The sequence below is a fragment of the Paraliobacillus ryukyuensis genome (genome assembly GCF_003315295.1).
Classification (GTDB): Bacteria; Bacillota; Bacilli; order Bacillales; family Amphibacillaceae; genus Paraliobacillus; species Paraliobacillus ryukyuensis.
The window spans coordinates 357784-373874 of record NZ_QNRI01000001.1 but is presented as its reverse complement, the minus strand read 5'-3'; the positions used below and the strand labels follow the sequence as shown (position 1 = coordinate 373874).

The following is a 16091-nucleotide window of genomic DNA, read 5'->3' as shown; positions in this document are numbered from 1 at the left end:
AGATGATATTAGAAGCGAAGGACTTAAATTATTTTTATCAAGATGGTGATCGTCGACGTTACGTATTAAAAAATACAAACGTTGGTTTTGAAAAAGGAAAGTTTTATACCATTTTAGGCCAGTCTGGTTCTGGTAAAACAACACTATTATCATTACTAAGTGCATTAGATTCCCCGCATAGTGGGACAGTACTATTTAATGAAAAAGATATTAAACAAATTGGTTATGAGAAATATCGTCGAAATAATGTTGGTATTATCTTTCAAAGTTATAACCTGATACCTTCCTTTACAGCAGTAGAAAATGTGCTAGTTCCAATGTCGATTACAGAAAATGAAATTCCAGAAGATCAAAAGTCGGTTGCTTATAATTTATTAGACTACATTGGAATTGTGAAAAGCAAAGCAGATCGCACAGTAAATAAACTTTCAGGTGGAGAACAACAACGAGTTGCTATTGCACGCGCATTGGCTACCAATGTAGAATTGATTCTTGCTGATGAACCAACCGGAAATCTTGATGAGGAAATGGAACAAGAAATTATTGACATTTTTAAAAAACTAGCACACGACCATGACAAATGTGTCGTAGTTGTTACGCACTCGAACGAAATTGCTGAACAATCCGATCAAACCTTTACGCTTCAGAAAGGTAATTTAACAGCTTATGAGTGATTTTTTATCAAAATTTAACAAGGATAATTATAAAGATACATTGGAAGAACAGGATAACAACAAATCAGAAAAAGCAGAGGATGCAGCTTTAGAAAATAAAGAAGATACTGAGCCAAAAACGGAAAAACAGTATATCCCAGAAACAAAAAATTATTCCTTAACTTCTAATCACCTAAGTGGAGTAGGAGAAGAAGTAGAGTTCGATCCGACGTACCAAAAGAAAAAACGTCGAAAACTTATCTTAATTATTGCGGGAGCTACACTAGCGCTTGTTTTAAGTTTCATTACTTATTATCATGTTGTTCACGCAGAAGTGGAAGATTTCACAGGTAAGCCGGTTTCCGAGGCAAGGGCATGGGCTAAAGAGAATGATGTAGAAATTGAATTAACCCAGGAATATAACTCCGATATTGAAGCGAATCGAATAATCTCTCAAAATATTGATGAAGGAAAAAACATTCGGAAAGGCAAAACAATTACATTTGTTAGTAGTTTAGGTCCTGATCCAGAAGAGGTGATCCCTTTACCTGACTTTTCAAAAATGAGTAAAAGAGATGCAGATACCTGGATAGAAGAGCAACAAGCGGACAATCTTAAGCTTGTTTCCGAATATAGTGATAAAGTGGAGTCTGGTTCCTTTATTAAGCTTGTGATTAAGGATAGTGAAGTCGAGGAAGAAACCTATCGCCGAAAAGATAGTGCTGCTGTCTATTACTCTAAAGGAAAAGAAGTCTTTGAGAAAAACATTAGTGTTCCGGATTTTTCTGAAAGCACAAAAGAAGAAGTGCAACAATGGGCAGATACGAATGAGATTGCACTGACGCTTAAAGATAAGGATTCTAATACAGTAGAAGTTGGCAAAGTAATTAGTCAAAGTGTAAAAGCTGAAGAAAAAATAGCGAAGAAAGATAAAATGACTGTAGAGGTATCCGTTGGCAAAGCCATTGTCGTACCTAATTTCGGTGAGTTATCTATGGAAGAAGCAGCTAACTATCCTGGATTAACGGTAACAATAAAAGAGCGGTTTCATTCTAAGTTAGCGTATGGGAAATTAATCGCACAAACAATTGAGGCAGGTACTAAATTGATAGGAGAAGATGATTCTACTATTACGGCTACTTATTCTGTAGGTCGACCATATCTAGCAGATTACCGTGGTGTGTTAGAAGGTGATTTGCCCAAGTTATTCTATGATGATTATCAATCCAAAGGAGCAGACATAGATTACATTGTGAAATACGTAAATGCTACCGAGGTCAAAGGAACAGTTGTTAGTATGAGCAAATTTAACGCATTTGTGCCTATGGATTATACGGTTGAGGTGCGGGTTAGTAATAATACTTCTGCTCCATCAACATCTAATCCTTTAGAAGATGTCGAAGAAGAGGTGCAACAACCAATAGAAGAAGAATTAGACCAACCGATAGAAGAAAATATTGAAAAGTAATTTGTCGTGTAGGTCAATAAGAATGTTGCCAGTAATTTAATTGTATGCAGACTAGAAACTAAAAAACAATAATAGGAACTTATGTTTGTGTTTGTGTGTTATCTTAGAGAAGGATAATGTTCTTTTAGGATAGGTCGGCTAATCCCCGTATGAAAGGGGGTGAAGCCTATGAGTATGTATGTACTGTTAGGTTTCGGTACTTTCTTGATTGCGTTACTCACGTTGATCATTGCGTTGATCAATAGAAAATAGACCTCCCTATTAACCATCCAAGTGAGTAGGTGAGGTCTATCAAACCAATAGCCGATTTCCTCTGGGGAAGCGCTTATCCATAACCTGTAGTGACTGCTACGGGTTATTTTATTATTATAGGTAATCCTTATTTTTACTATAGCACAAAAAGTCATATAAGTCATAAATTTAACAAGGATATAAGATATAAGGTAAGCCTTCAATAAATAAACTGAGATATGACTAAAGTAAATTCACATGTAAAAAAATCGAAATTAAGGTAGTAAATTAATACGTTTTACCTCATTATAAAAAGGTTTATTTGAAAGATGAAACTTTACTTTTATCTTAGGTAACAATGATGATTAAAACTATTAATAGTATTGATTGGTATATGGTGAAAAGGACGTCTTTTGATTCAAGAAGCAAACGGCATTTAACATGAGTGATGTGTATACGTTCCCATGCTTTCTTTTTGTAAAAAAAATTAAATGCATATATACCTTAGTAGTTAATATGATCCTAAAAGACAGAGCAGTACCACAAACATGTACTGCTCCGCTTTCGAAGTTTTACTTCATTATCCCTGCTGCAAAGAAGGGGCCATTTATCGTCATTGTGGAAATAATTCGGGCTATTTCTTTTGGCGATTCTCCTTTATCATGATTGAGCCATTCTTCAATAACACCTATATGAGCTGAAGCAATATAAGAAATTAAGTATTCTTGGGGAACAAGTAGATTTTTCTGCTTAAATATAGGATGGTTGTTATTGTCAAATAGAGTTTTTTGCATAAAAATTTTTAATTTTGATTGGAATGATAGATCACCTTTTGCTCCTAACAATACTTTTATAAACCCTCTATTTTGATTAAGAAATTCAAAAAATGGAACAAGAATGGTGAAAGGGATTGAAGGGGAAGAAGTGGGTGCTAGATTTGAAATGACTTCTGGAAGGTTCTTAATAATCTTTTTTTCCAGTTCCTGTAACAATTCTTCTTCACACTTCATCATTAAATCATATTTATCTTGGTAATGGCTATAAAAGGTACCACGATTAATGTTTGCTTTAGTAGCTATATCTTTAACTGTAACTGCCTCAAAGCCTTTTTCTTCAATCAATTCTATCAATACCTTCTTTATTGAAGCTCTTGTGCGAATAACACGTAAATCCGAACTAGTATTACCCATTTCAATTTCCTCCCTAAATTTTTTCAACACATTTCTAAATAGCGTAGTATAACCTACACATCTTGCTTTTTTGATTATTGAACAAATCGATAACGTGAGATTATAATTTTAGTGAAGCAACAATAAACAACGCGTTGTTTATTATTTTAACGGAATGCAAGTAGGATTAACAAGAAATTATTGTATTTTTGATTACGTTAATTGGGGAGGAACACCGATGGATATTCAAATATCGCATGTATCAAAAAGTTTTGATCAAAAGCAAGTGATAAATGATATTACGTTTTCAATTCCAAAAGGGGAAATAAGTTGTTTACTTGGGCCCTCTGGTTCGGGAAAAACCACATTAATTCGTTTGATGATTGGAGCGATTGCTGCTGATCAAGGGTCCATTCAAATTGATGATATTCCTATGCCGCATATGAAAATGCTAAAAAAAGTAGGGTTCATGCCACAGAATGATGCGTTATATGACGATTTATCAGCAGATGCTAATTTAAGTTTTTTTGGTGGCCTTTACCATATGGATAATAGCGCATTGAAAAAACGTATTAATGAAGTACTTGCTATTGTTGATTTAACAAAGCATCGCTGGAAATTGGTGAAACATTTTTCAGGAGGGATGAAAAAGCGACTTTCACTGGCAGCCTCCATCTTACATTCTCCTAAGATCTTGTTTCTTGATGAACCAACAGTAGGAATCGATCCTGTGTTACGTAGAACGATCTGGGACCAATTTCAGATGATTAAACATGCTGGAACAACGATTATTGTTTCCACACATGTAATGGATGAAGTGAGCGAGTGTGATAAAGCAGCACTCCTATATAATGGTACTTTAATTGAATATGATGCCGTGACAACTCTACTCGAAAAAACGGAAAATGGACGGGTAGAGGAATTATTTTTTATTGCAAGTGATTCGAAAAGTGGTGCTGAAAGATGATTCATTTAGCTAAACGTGTTATCCGTCAAACAATCAATGATAAACGAAGTATTATGATGATTTTAGTTGCTCCATTATTAATTTTGACTTTAGTATATTTTTTGTTAGGTGATACCAATTATGTTCCAAAAGTAGGAATATATCAAGATGCCATACCACATTCATTTATTAATGCTTTAGAAGAGCAAGACTTGCAAGTTATAGACTTGATAAAAAAAGAAGACAAACAAGCAAAACAATACTTGAAAGATCACCATGATGTAGATGCCATCTTCACACTATCAAAAAGTTCAGGTATGACTATCACAATGTATGAACCTAATTCTAAGGCTAGAGATGCTGCAAGTGGGATCCAAAAAGCCATAGCCTCTTTAAATCCATCAGCCAAAATGAATATGTCTTATGTTTATGGTAGTCAAGATCAGTCGAGTTTTGATTCCCTCGGCTTTGTGTTCCTTGCGTTATTTTCGTTTTTCTTAGTGTTTATTATTTCAGCTATGGCACTTGTTAGAGAGCGAAGTGGTGGTACCTTGGAACGTTTATTGATGACGCCAATTAGACGTGGAAAAGTGATTCTTGGCTATACAGTAGGATATGGTGTTTTCGCCGTCATTCAAGCTGTTCTCCTTGTTCTTTACGCTATTTTTGTATTGCGCTTAAGTATAGTTGGGAACATTGGGTGGGTTTTGGTCGCAATGGTTTTATTAGCTGTTACCGCTGTGTCATTTGGTGCTGCAATATCAATTTTTGCTAGTTCAGAACTTCAGGTGGTGCAAATGATTCCTTTTACCATCATTCCTCAAGTGTTTTTTTCTGGGTTGATTCCCATCGACCAGATTCCTTATCATCTTGGAAAGTTGTGTTATCTTATGCCCATTTACTATGGAGCAGCAGCGATTAAAGGAGTAATGGTTTATGGAGATGGTTTCATGCAAATTTGGGGGCATTTGTTTGGTTTAATTGTGTATGCATTCCTGTTATACCTGTTAAACACACAAGCATTGAAAAAATTCAGGAAACTGTAGACCGAATCAATTTTGCAAAAAGATAAAGTATGAATAAAGTACATGGTAAAAGGTTATGAAAGTAATTTTAAAAAGGGAATTAGCAAATGAGGTTACTGGATAAAGCAAATTATATATAAAAAAGATACTTCCGCGCTTTCTAAAGATGAGCTACATCTATTTATGAATTATATTGGTGAACATGTGAATGTTTTAGTATAATTACAAAACAACAGGTAACGAAAACAAAGGAGCATGAGGAGGGTCATAGAAAATGAGCAATAATGCAATTGAACAACTATGGAATGATTTTAAAAAACAAAACCCAAACGCACCTGAAACGTATGAGGCATGGGCTTTTGGTAATTCAAAACAAATGGCTGATGAATTAGCAGATTTAGTTGTAAGAGGGATCAAAACGGCAACAGCTTCTAATTATCTAGCATATGAAGAAAAGGAGCCTTTACCAGACGTTGGACTTCATAATATCATCCTTGATGGAGAGGGAAAACCGGTAGCAATTGTGAAAACGACAGTTGTTGAAATTATCCCTTATGATGAGGTTACAGAAGAACATGCTTATTTAGAAGGAGAAGGAGATCGTACCTTAGCGTATTGGAAAGCTGTGCACGAACCTTTTTTCACTAATGAACTAAACCAAATTAATCAATCCTTTCATCATAAAATACCGGTAGTTTGCGAGCAATTTGAATTGGTTTATATAAAATAATTAGTATTATTGAATGCTATGTCCTAGAACAATTCATTTATAAATAGATTAGTGCAGCGTATCACAATTTGACTGCTCCTTTTTTTTATTACCAATAAACGACTCGAATGAATAAGTATCTCATCTATTCGGATATACATTTAATTAATTATTTAGGATGAAAAAGGTAAATACTAACTATAATAAGTCAATTCAATTCCACATATTTCCTTAATGGTACACCTATATTCTTAAAAAATAGATATTTTTTAAGATTAATTAATTCTTATTTCAAGAACCAATTTCAAAATATGGAGATGATCATAAAATGGGACATAAAGTAAACCTATCGGAAGTAATAGAATTCTCAGATGAATAAAAGTCAACATCAGAAGATCTAAAAGAAAGTATATCTCAAATACAACAAAATATAGACTCATTGCAAGATATGGTCAGTTTTTCAGGAAAAACAGCTGATGAGGCGAAACTATATTTTGGAGATTGTCACTAGATTATGTTGGAAACTTTTAAATGGATTTTTACTGGCTTATATACAAATTTAAACAAGCATATTGAAAGCTTTCAATCAGAGGTAAAGGTTTTGAATGCATCTCTGCTAAAGTAGCTGCTATAGAAGGAGAAGTATCTCCAATAATTGCAATACCATTTACTGACCATTACATAAAATTAGCTCCGGTCTGCTGGAAGTATTGGTGGAGAAGCAAGGGTTGGTAATGAGTTTATATTATATTTATGTTTAATTGTTGGAGGAAAACTCGGTTTTAGCTTTGAATGGAAAATTTAGGAATATCCAGTGTAAAAGGAAAAGAGTTACTACCTATCGACACAGCTGGAAAAATAGAGTTTGTGCAACAGGCAGTAATGATCTATGGCAGAAAACAATTGCAAGATGATAAAAGTGTAATTTGGGATTATGTAGTTTGCCATATTCCCAAGGGCATCTTTCAGAAGAAAGCAATATTTTTTTAATCATAATCAGATTAATAATATTTTTTAAAGGTTCCGAATCGGAAGGTGAAGTCATTTTACGTGAAAAAATAAAGGGTAGAATGGGTGAAAATTAAAGAATGAAAACTTATTTAGCTTTTCCTTTTAGCCAAGCTATTCAAGAAATAAAAGAAAACAAGAAGCAAATACAAATGGCTAAAGAAGATGGTATACATATAAACCTTTATCCGTTTATATTTGCTGGTTATATGTTTATTTTTATAATGATTATCATGTATATTTCTATTTTGTACTTATTGATAGGTACTGTTGTTGAACCAGTAGGAATTATTATGTTGATACCATTCTTAGTAAGTGCTTGGTTATTTACAATTATCTACACTAAAGTCTTTCCAAAAGTAAAAGAAAACTATTTGAAACATGTCGGTTTTTATGATGAATATTAAATAAGAACTTTAAAACTAAGAAAGAAAGAATTGATTATTGAAAATAAAAGTACCGATTAAAGAAAGAGTGAAAATTTTTATAATATCCCCATATAAATTGCTTAAACAAGATTTTCAAAAAGATAAGTTGTTAATCAAAGAAGCAAAAGAATATGGGATAAAAATAAATTTATATCCTTTTAAAGTTATATCATGTATGTTTGTCTTTGTAACTTCTATATTATATATTTATTTTATATATATAATATTCGGAGGCCTCTTTGTGAGTCCACTAGTCTTTATTGGACTTCTACCCAATAGCTTGTCTATCTGGGTATTTATTCTTATATATACAAAGCTCTATCCAAAAGTAAAAGAAAACTATTTGAAACATGTCGGTTTTTATGATGAATATTAAACAGAAATAATAACCCAAGTTAAAATCGGGTACACTAATAAAGAGAATCTTCTAATCGCTAGGATAGTCATTACCGCCCTGAGATTAAAAGATTCACTTCTTTAATTACCTTTATTTCCAATGCATATCAATAAAATTATCTCTACCAGACTTCTCTCGATCTTCCAGATATTCATCTTCATTCTTTTTATAAAAATCTTGATGATAATTTTCTGCAGGATAGAAAGGTTTTGCAGGTAAAATCTGTGTTACAATATCTTTTTTGAATTTGTTTGATTGTTGTAATGTCTCTTTAGAGTTTGTTGCTAATTGCTGTTGGTTGTCATTATGATAAAAGATCGCAGTACGATATTGTGAACCACGATCATGGAATTGACCGTCTGGATCGGTTGGGTCAATTTGTGGCCAATATAGATCAAGAATTTGTTGATAATCTATTTTGTCAGGATCATAAGTTATCTGAACGGCTTCATAATGACCTGTTTCCCCAGTTTTAACTTGCTCATAAGTTGGGTTTTCCACCTTTCCCCCTGTATATCCCGATATAACTTCATATACACCATCCCATTGATCGAATGGTTTTACCATACACCAGAAGCAACCCCCAGCAAATGTCGCGATCTCTTTAGTTGCCATGCTAATCCTCTCCTTGCTTCCTATTTGTATTGTTAAATGTATCTAAAAATATCGAGTTTGTCCATTAAAATGTATAGGTTGAATGCTTCCAGTAAAGTCTAACTAAAAAGGTGGTGAATAGCTTGAAAAAACAAACAAGTAACCGGACCAATCGTCAAATGAAGGCCGGTTTAAACAAACAAGGCCTCACAGAAGATGAAGCAGTCCAACGCCCTGTATCACAACTAGAAGCCAAAGCGAAAAAAGATAATACGAGACGATAAATAAGTGATTATTGCTGTTTAAAAATATCCATAATAAAATCATAAAAGACTTTTTCAGAAGGAGCGAGATCACGGTGTTTCGGTGTAATGATTCCGACTGTTCGGTGCAGGTTTGGACTCGTTATTGCTATTTTCGATGTATACGGCGTTTTAGTTTCAGTAAACGCGCTCTCTGGTAATATGGTAATCCCCATACCGGCAGCTACTAAACCTTTAATGGCATCGAGGTCTTCTCCTTCTGACGTTACATTTGGTTCAAAGCCAGCTTCACGGCATCCATCAATTGCCATCTTGTTAAAGATGTAACCTTTCGGAAATAAAACGAAGGGTTCTTTTTTTAATTCAGATAAATAGACACTTTTTCGTTGCGCAATACGATGATCACTTGGGACTAATACATATAAATCCTCAGAAAATAAGATATCTCCATTAATATCTGCTCGATTTTCAGGTACAGGACCTAAGAAAGCGACATCGATTTCACGATTTTTTACTGATTCAATTAAAAAGTTATAGGAACCTTGCCGAAGTTGAAATTGAATACCGGCGTATTTTCGTTTGAATTCAGCTAAGACACTTGGTAAAAGATTACTAGCCAAACTAGTGGGGAAGCCAATTTTAATCGAACCTCGCTCGGGATCAATGTATTCGTCAATTTGTTTTTTAGCATGGTCAATTGCTTTTAAAGCAACCTTCGTATGATGCAAAAACGTTCTTCCTATTGGAGAAAGTTTTACGTTACGCCCTTCACGTTCAAATAATTCAACACCTAACTCCTTTTCCAAATTCGCAATTTGCCTACTAATTGCAGATTGCGCTACATGTAAATGAAGCGCTGCTTCAGATACATGTTCGCGTTCAGCAACTTCCATAAAGTATTTTAATTGTCGCAATTCCATAACCTTTACACCCCTTCTTATATCAAAATTAGATTGTTCTTATCTATATTATATATTGTATGGATGGATAATTAAAATTACAATAGGAATAGACACTTTAAAAAATAAGACGGGGGCGAGTAGAATGACTTATAATAATTTGCCCGAAGCGCAAGGTTTATATCGTCCTGAATTTGAGCACGATGCTTGTGGTATTGGCCTTTATGCACATATGAAGGGTCATCGCACACATGATATTGTAAAAAAAGGATTGCAGATGCTTTGTCAACTTGATCATAGGGGTGGTCAAGGAAGTGATCCGAATACAGGAGATGGCGCAGGGTTAATGGTACAAATTCCTGATGCATATTTTAGAAAAGTATGTTCCGATTTTAAGTTACCAGAAGAAGGGCGTTATGGTGTTGGAATGGTATTCTTCTCAAACGATGACCAGGAAAGACAACGGATTGAAACAAAAGTAAATCAATTAATTCAACAAGAAGGTCAACAACTTATTGGTTGGAGAGATGTACCCACAAATGTCAGAAAAGTCGGAATAAAAGCACAAAAAACGGCGCCTGTCGTGAAACAAGTTTTTATAGGTGCAGATCCATCCATTAAAGATGATCTTGTTTTTGAACGTAAATTATATATTATTCGTAAGCAAGCAGAGCATTGGGCAAAACAACAATCATTACGCTTTTATTTTGCTAGTCTATCTAACAGAACAATTGTATATAAAGGCTTGTTAACTCCAAACCAAGTAGATGAATTTTATTTAGATTTACAAGCAGAAGATTTTGTTTCTGCTTTCGCGTTAGTACATTCACGTTTCAGTACTAATACATTTCCTAGCTGGGAACGCGCACACCCGAATCGTTATTTAATTCACAATGGTGAAATTAATACGATGCGCGGAAATATCAATTGGATGCGCGCACGTGAGCAACAATTTGTTTCAGAGGCTTTTGGTGATGACTTACCAAAACTCTTGCCAATTTTAAATGCAGAAGGTAGTGACTCGTCTGTATTGGATAATGCATTAGAGTTCTTTACGCTAGCTGGAAGAACACCAGCACATGCTGCGATGATGCTTATTCCAGAACCATGGAAACATAATCCACATATGTCAGCAGAAAAACGCGCGTTCTATGCATATCATAGCTGCTTAATGGAACAATGGGATGGACCAACTTCCATTACATTTACGAATGGAAAACAAATTGGGGCAATCTTAGACCGGAATGGGTTACGTCCTGCACGTTATTATGTAACAAATGATGATTACATTGTCTACTCCTCTGAAGTAGGAGTTGTTGATATACCTGATGAAAATGTTCGTTTTAAAGATCGATTGAGTCCAGGAAAAATGTTGTTAATCGATTTAGAAGAAGGACGGATTATTTCTGATGAAGAGATTAAACATGACATTGTTAGCGAACATCCATATGAAAAATGGTTAGATGAAAAACTTGTGACACTATCTAGTGACTTGGTCGATGAAGAAGAGCAAGCAATTGATCACTTAATCGCAAGACAGAAAGCATTTGGTTATACAACGGAAGATGTTGAAAAATATTTAAATCCGATGATTACCGAAGGAAAAGATCCGATTGGTGCGATGGGAAATGACATGCCTTTAGCAGTATTATCCGATAAAGCACAATCTTTGTTTAATTATTTTAAACAACTATTTGCGCAAGTAACAAATCCGCCGATTGATGCTTACCGAGAACAGATTGTCATGTCCATGATGACACTTTTAGGGCCAGAAGGGAACATCTTACAACCGGGACCAGAAAACAGTCATCGTATTCAGTTAGAAACACCTGTTATCTCAAACAGTCAATTAAACCAACTGAAAAAAAATCGTTATTCTGGTTTTACAAGTACGACTATCAATACATTATTCACCAATGATTTAGCGCAAGGATTAGATAATGTTTTTGCGAAAGCAGATTCGGCGATTGCAAAGGGTAGTAACATTTTAATCTTGTCTGACCGAGAGATGGACGAAAATCATGTAGCAATCCCAACATTGCTTGCTGTTAGTGCCTTACACCAGCATTTGGTTCGGGAAGGAAAACGAACAAAAGCTAGTATCATTGCGGAGACTGGGGAAACAAGGGAAGTCCACCACTTTGCTGCTTTATTAGGGTTTGGTGTTGATGCCATCAATCCTTACTTAGCTTTTGAAACTTACCGTCAAGAAATTGCGGATGGAGATTTAGCTGTAACCTATCCTGAAGCAGTTGAAACATACATTGATGTCGTTACCCAAGGTATTGTAAAAGTAATGTCTAAAATGGGGATTTCAACGGTACAAAGTTATCGTGGAGCACAAATCTTTGAAGCAGTAGGTATCAGTAAGGAAGTAATCGACAATCATTTTACTGGTACAGCATCCCAGATTGATGGAATCGGGTTGGATACCATTGCACAAGAAGCGAAGTTGCAACATGAAAAAGGTTATACGCGATCGATTGATGCATCATTAGAGCCTGGAAGTGATTTTCAGTGGAGAAAAACGGGAGAACATCATGCCTTTAATCCATTAACAATTCATAAATTACAATGGGCTGCACGTCGAGGCGATTATCAATTATATAAAGAATTTTCGCAAGCTTCCGATAAAGAACGATTAGGAAACCTACGCCATTTATTTGAATTTAAAACTACCGATTCGATTTCAATAGATGAAGTAGAATCAGTGGATTCCATTGTGACACGATTTAAAACAGGTGCAATGTCATTTGGTTCACTAAGTCAAGAAGCGCATGAAGCTTTAGCCATTGCAATGAACCGTTTAGGCGGAAAAAGTAACAGTGGTGAAGGTGGAGAAGATGCACGTAGATATCAAATCGATGAAAATGGTGATGATCGTCATAGTGCGATTAAGCAGATTGCATCTGGACGATTTGGTGTAAAAAGTCACTATTTAGTAAATGCAGAAGAATTACAAATAAAAATGGCACAAGGTGCAAAACCTGGTGAAGGTGGTCAATTACCAGGGAAGAAAGTGTATCCTTGGGTTGCCAATGTACGAGGATCTACACCTGGTGTGGATTTAATCTCCCCACCACCACATCATGATATTTATTCGATTGAAGATTTGGCACAGTTAATTCATGATTTAAAAAATGCTAATCGAGACGCAAGAATTAGTGTGAAACTCGTTTCTAAATCAGGTGTTGGTACGATTGCTGCCGGAGTTGCTAAAGGAAATGCAGATGTCATCTCAGTCGTTGGTTATGACGGAGGTACTGGTGCATCACCTCGAACCAGTATAAAGCACGCCGGTTTGCCTTGGGAACTAGGATTATCAGAGGCCCATCAAACCTTGATGCTTAACGATTTACGAGAACGAGTGATTTTAGAGACGGATGGAAAATTATTAACTGGACGTGACGTAGTAATTGCGGCGTTACTTGGTGCAGAAGAATTTGGTTTTGCTACTGCTCCACTAGTCGTATTAGGTTGTGTCCTGATGCGTGTTTGCCATCAAGATACTTGTCCGGTCGGAATTGCCACACAAAACCCGGAATTGCGTAAAAAATTCACTGGACACCCGGATCATGTCGTAAACTTCATGCGTTTTGTCGCTGAAGAAGTGCGTGAGATCATGGCTTCGTTAGGGGTTCGCACGGTTGAAGAATTAGTCGGAAGAACAGATATGTTGACTATTAGTGAACGAGCAAAAAATCACTGGAAAGCAAAATCTCTAGATCTATCTCGTATTCTTTATCAACCAACAGGGAGCGGACGTACCAATTCGAAACAACAAAATCATAAAATTGAGCAATCATTGGATATAACAAAGGTCCTCCCAGCTGTACAATCTGCCATTGAAACAGGCGAAAAAGTGAACGCCACGTTCCCGATTATGAACGTGAATCGTGTAGCAGGGACAATTGTAGGTAGTGAAATCTCTAAAAAATATGGGGAAGAAGGGTTACCAGAAGATACAGTGAATGTTCAATTTAACGGATCAGCTGGTCAGAGTTTTGGTGCGTTTATTCCAAACGGTATGACGCTTACCCTTACGGGAGATGCCAACGATTACGTGGGTAAAGGACTCTCTGGAGGTAAGCTTATTGTTAAAGCACCAGAAAATGCAGGGTTTGTTGCTAGTGACAACGTGATTGCTGGTAATGTGTGTTTCTATGGTGCAACGAGTGGTGAAGCTTATATTAATGGTTACGCAGGCGAACGTTTTGCCGTAAGAAATAGTGGCGCAAACATCGTTGTCGAAGGAATCGGAGACCACGGTTGCGAATATATGACAGGCGGTCGAGTAGCGATTCTTGGTAATGTAGGTAAAAACTTTGCAGCCGGAATGTCTGGTGGTATTGCATATGTATTTGCTGAAGATCAGAATCACTTAAAAAATATAACCAATACAGAATTGGTTGAATTCGAATCACTTATTTCTGAGCAAGAGATTGCTAGTGTAAGAGAGATGATTGAAAAACATGCTGCTTATACGAATAGTAGTCGTGCGGCAGAAATTTTAACAGATTGGGAAAACAGTCTCACAAAATTCGTAAAAGTTATCCCAAGAGACTTCAAACTAATGCTACAAACGATTGAATCCTTTGTAGAATTTGGAGAAACAGATGAAGAAGCAAAAATGAGTGCATTTTTAGCCAAAAAAGAAAATCGCGCTGTCCTAACAGATGAGCGTAAAAAAGCGATTGTACAGTAGAAAGGAGAGAATAAAATGGGCAAAGCAACAGGGTTTATGGAAATAAAACGGGAAGAAGCTGTCGAGCGTGATCCGATTGAACGCCTCAATGATTGGAAGGAATATTCTACTCCTTTCACTGATGATATGATGCAACGCCAAGGGGCAAGATGCATGGACTGTGGTACGCCTTTTTGTCATATTGGAATGGATATTAACGGTGCTACATCCGGTTGTCCGGTTTATAACTTGATACCGGAGTGGAATGATCTAGTTTATAAAGGAAAGTGGAAAGAAGCATTAGATCGGTTAATAAAGACAAATAATTTTCCAGAGTTTACTGGGAGAGTTTGTCCAGCTCCATGTGAGGGTTCTTGTACAGTGGCTATTTCTGAACCAGCTGTCGCCATTAAAAATATTGAACAAGCAATCATTGATAAAGGTTTTGAAAATGATTGGATTACACCAAACCCTCCTGAAAAACGCACAGGTAAAACCGTAGCGATTATTGGTTCTGGTCCGGCTGGTCTAGCTGCTGCAGACCAATTGAACAAAGCAGGTCATACCGTAACGATTTATGAGCGAGCTGACCGTGCTGGAGGATTGCTAACGTATGGTATTCCAAACATGAAATTAGATAAAGATGTGGTGCAGCGCCGTGTTGACCTATTAGCACAAGAAGGTGTTCGTTTTGTATTAAATACCGAGGTAGGAAAAGACATTACAGCAAATGAATTAAAAGAAATATTTGATAGTGTCATTCTATGTACAGGTTCACAAAAACATCGTGATTTAATCATTGAAGGACGAGAAGCAGAAGGTGTTCATTTCGCAATGGACTATTTAACGGCTGCTACGAAACACTTGTTAGATGAATCGCAGCCACCTGTTAACACATTAGATGCAGAAGGAAAGAATGTCATTGTTATCGGTGGCGGTGATACTGGTGCCGACTGTATCGCTACCGCATTACGCCAAGGTGCAAAAAATGTTGTTCAGTTTGGTAAACATCCACAATTACCGTTAAAGCGTACGGAAGATAATATGTGGCCTGAATATCCAAAAGTTTTTAGCTTAGAATATGCACATAAAGAAGCAAAAGCGAAGTTTGGTGAAGATATTAGAGAATATTCGATCCAAACAAAAGCTTTTATCAAAGATGATGCAGGTAAGTTAAAAGAATTGCATACTGTTGAAATGAGAAAGACACGAACAGATAATGGAAAGTTAGTTTATGAAGAAATTCCAGGAACAGAAAAAGTGTGGCCAGCTGAATTAGTTCTTATTGCTATTGGATTTGAAGGACCAGAGCCTACCGTTTTAGAAGAATTTGGTGTAGAAACGAAAAATCGCAAGGTTAACGCTACCTATGGAAAATTCACTACTAATGTCGATGGTGTATTCGCTGCTGGTGATGCTAGAAGAGGACAAAGCTTAATTGTATGGGCAATTAATGAAGGTCGAGAGGTGGCATACACAGTTGACCAACACTTGATGGGCAAAACGAGCTTACCAACTGTTTTAGCAATGTAAGGAATTAAAAAGATCGCTAGTTCTCAACACTAGTGGTCTTTTTATGCACTTGCTTTGTTTTAAACTACATTCATGATAAGATAA

The 16091-nt window shown here is 36.0% G+C and carries 15 protein-coding genes and 1 pseudogene; 13 read left to right on the top strand and 3 right to left on the bottom strand.

Features of this window, described 5'->3' with window-relative positions; genetic code table 11:
* The first annotated feature begins 2 nt into the window (after window positions 1-2).
* The 3 genes from DES48_RS02045 to DES48_RS16480 all read left to right on the top strand — a co-directional run bounded on the left by DES48_RS02045 (window position 3) and on the right by DES48_RS16480 (window position 2373).
* The gene (locus tag DES48_RS02045) at window positions 3-674 is read left to right on the top strand and encodes an ABC transporter ATP-binding protein (protein ID WP_113866436.1); all 672 of its coding nucleotides are present in this window, start codon (window positions 3-5) and stop codon (window positions 672-674) included.
* Window positions 667-2121 carry a PASTA domain-containing protein gene (locus tag DES48_RS02040; RefSeq protein ID WP_113866433.1) on the top strand — a complete coding sequence of 485 codons (1455 nt, stop codon included), beginning with the start codon at window positions 667-669 and terminating at the stop codon, window positions 2119-2121. The genes DES48_RS02045 and DES48_RS02040 overlap by 8 nt, the downstream gene beginning before the upstream one ends.
* Window positions 2122-2289: 168 nt before the next feature.
* Window positions 2290-2373: a putative holin-like toxin gene (locus DES48_RS16480; protein WP_113866431.1), complete on the top strand. Its 84-nt coding sequence runs from the start codon at window positions 2290-2292 to the stop codon at window positions 2371-2373.
* 551 nt (window positions 2374-2924) lie between these two features.
* On the opposite strand, the gene DES48_RS02030 is transcribed toward DES48_RS16480, so the two are convergent.
* Window positions 2925-3542 carry a TetR/AcrR family transcriptional regulator gene (locus DES48_RS02030; RefSeq protein WP_113866429.1) on the bottom strand — a complete coding sequence of 206 codons (618 nt, stop codon included), beginning with the start codon at window positions 3540-3542 and terminating at the stop codon, window positions 2925-2927.
* 217 nt (window positions 3543-3759) lie between these two features.
* On the opposite strand from DES48_RS02030, the gene DES48_RS02025 reads away from it, so the two are divergent.
* From DES48_RS02025 to DES48_RS16335, 7 genes and pseudogenes are all read left to right on the top strand, one after another.
* Window positions 3760-4488 (top strand): ABC transporter ATP-binding protein, encoded by a 729-nt coding sequence (locus DES48_RS02025; RefSeq protein ID WP_113866427.1) that lies wholly within the window; start codon window positions 3760-3762, stop codon window positions 4486-4488.
* A complete protein-coding gene (locus DES48_RS02020) occupies window positions 4485-5513 on the top strand; it encodes an ABC transporter permease (RefSeq protein WP_113866425.1) in 1029 nt (342 codons plus the stop codon). Before DES48_RS02025 ends, DES48_RS02020 begins: the two co-directional genes overlap by 4 nt.
* A 253-nt stretch (window positions 5514-5766) precedes the next feature.
* The gene (locus tag DES48_RS02015) at window positions 5767-6222 is read left to right on the top strand and encodes an ASCH domain-containing protein (protein WP_113866423.1); all 456 of its coding nucleotides are present in this window, start codon (window positions 5767-5769) and stop codon (window positions 6220-6222) included.
* A 373-nt stretch (window positions 6223-6595) separates the two neighbouring features.
* A pseudogene (locus DES48_RS16555) lies at window positions 6596-6712 on the top strand (hypothetical protein); the annotation flags it as partial.
* A 281-nt stretch (window positions 6713-6993) separates the two neighbouring features.
* Window positions 6994-7191 (top strand): DUF4176 domain-containing protein, encoded by a 198-nt coding sequence (locus DES48_RS16550; protein ID WP_113866421.1) that lies wholly within the window; start codon window positions 6994-6996, stop codon window positions 7189-7191.
* A gap of 98 nt (window positions 7192-7289) precedes the next feature.
* Window positions 7290-7616 carry a hypothetical protein gene (locus tag DES48_RS02000; RefSeq protein ID WP_113866419.1) on the top strand — a complete coding sequence of 109 codons (327 nt, stop codon included), beginning with the start codon at window positions 7290-7292 and terminating at the stop codon, window positions 7614-7616.
* Window positions 7617-7878: 262 nt separating this feature from the next.
* Window positions 7879-8013, top strand: coding sequence for a hypothetical protein (locus DES48_RS16335; protein WP_281269217.1), 135 nt, complete (start codon window positions 7879-7881; stop codon window positions 8011-8013).
* A 111-nt stretch (window positions 8014-8124) separates the two neighbouring features.
* Here the strand turns inward: DES48_RS16335 and msrA are convergent, their stop codons facing one another.
* Window positions 8125-8649, bottom strand: a complete 525-nt coding sequence (msrA, locus tag DES48_RS01990; RefSeq protein ID WP_113866415.1) for a peptide-methionine (S)-S-oxide reductase MsrA — start codon at window positions 8647-8649, stop codon at window positions 8125-8127.
* A gap of 122 nt (window positions 8650-8771) precedes the next feature.
* Between msrA and DES48_RS01985 the strand changes: the two genes are divergently transcribed.
* Window positions 8772-8912: a small, acid-soluble spore protein L gene (locus DES48_RS01985; RefSeq protein ID WP_245911257.1), complete on the top strand. Its 141-nt coding sequence runs from the start codon at window positions 8772-8774 to the stop codon at window positions 8910-8912.
* 8 nt (window positions 8913-8920) lie between these two features.
* Here DES48_RS01985 and gltC read toward each other — a convergent pair whose 3' ends face one another.
* Window positions 8921-9811 carry a glutamate biosynthesis transcriptional regulator GltC gene (gltC, locus tag DES48_RS01980; RefSeq protein WP_113866413.1) on the bottom strand — a complete coding sequence of 297 codons (891 nt, stop codon included), beginning with the start codon at window positions 9809-9811 and terminating at the stop codon, window positions 8921-8923.
* A gap of 124 nt (window positions 9812-9935) precedes the next feature.
* On the opposite strand from gltC, the gene gltB reads away from it, so the two are divergent.
* Window positions 9936-14495 (top strand): glutamate synthase large subunit, encoded by a 4560-nt coding sequence (gene gltB, locus DES48_RS01975; RefSeq protein ID WP_113866411.1) that lies wholly within the window; start codon window positions 9936-9938, stop codon window positions 14493-14495.
* Between the two features lie 15 nt (window positions 14496-14510).
* On the top strand, window positions 14511-16007 hold the full coding sequence (locus tag DES48_RS01970; protein WP_113866409.1) for a glutamate synthase subunit beta: 1497 nt from the start codon (window positions 14511-14513) through the stop codon (window positions 16005-16007).
* Window positions 16008-16091: the final 84 nt, after the last annotated feature.

Coding starts and splice junctions, on each gene's coding strand:
- DES48_RS02045 (WP_113866436.1), top strand. CDS start 3: ATGATATTAGAAGCGAAGGACTTAAATTATTTTTATCAAGATGGTGAT.
- DES48_RS02040 (WP_113866433.1), top strand. CDS start 667: ATGAGTGATTTTTTATCAAAATTTAACAAGGATAATTATAAAGATACA.
- DES48_RS16480 (WP_113866431.1), top strand. CDS start 2,290: ATGAGTATGTATGTACTGTTAGGTTTCGGTACTTTCTTGATTGCGTTA.
- DES48_RS02030 (WP_113866429.1), bottom strand. CDS start 3,542: ATGGGTAATACTAGTTCGGATTTACGTGTTATTCGCACAAGAGCTTCA.
- DES48_RS02025 (WP_113866427.1), top strand. CDS start 3,760: ATGGATATTCAAATATCGCATGTATCAAAAAGTTTTGATCAAAAGCAA.
- DES48_RS02020 (WP_113866425.1), top strand. CDS start 4,485: ATGATTCATTTAGCTAAACGTGTTATCCGTCAAACAATCAATGATAAA.
- DES48_RS02015 (WP_113866423.1), top strand. CDS start 5,767: ATGAGCAATAATGCAATTGAACAACTATGGAATGATTTTAAAAAACAA.
- DES48_RS16550 (WP_113866421.1), top strand. CDS start 6,994: ATGGAAAATTTAGGAATATCCAGTGTAAAAGGAAAAGAGTTACTACCT.
- DES48_RS02000 (WP_113866419.1), top strand. CDS start 7,290: ATGAAAACTTATTTAGCTTTTCCTTTTAGCCAAGCTATTCAAGAAATA.
- msrA (WP_113866415.1), bottom strand. CDS start 8,649: ATGGCAACTAAAGAGATCGCGACATTTGCTGGGGGTTGCTTCTGGTGT.
- gltC (WP_113866413.1), bottom strand. CDS start 9,811: ATGGAATTGCGACAATTAAAATACTTTATGGAAGTTGCTGAACGCGAA.
- gltB (WP_113866411.1), top strand. CDS start 9,936: ATGACTTATAATAATTTGCCCGAAGCGCAAGGTTTATATCGTCCTGAA.
- DES48_RS01970 (WP_113866409.1), top strand. CDS start 14,511: ATGGGCAAAGCAACAGGGTTTATGGAAATAAAACGGGAAGAAGCTGTC.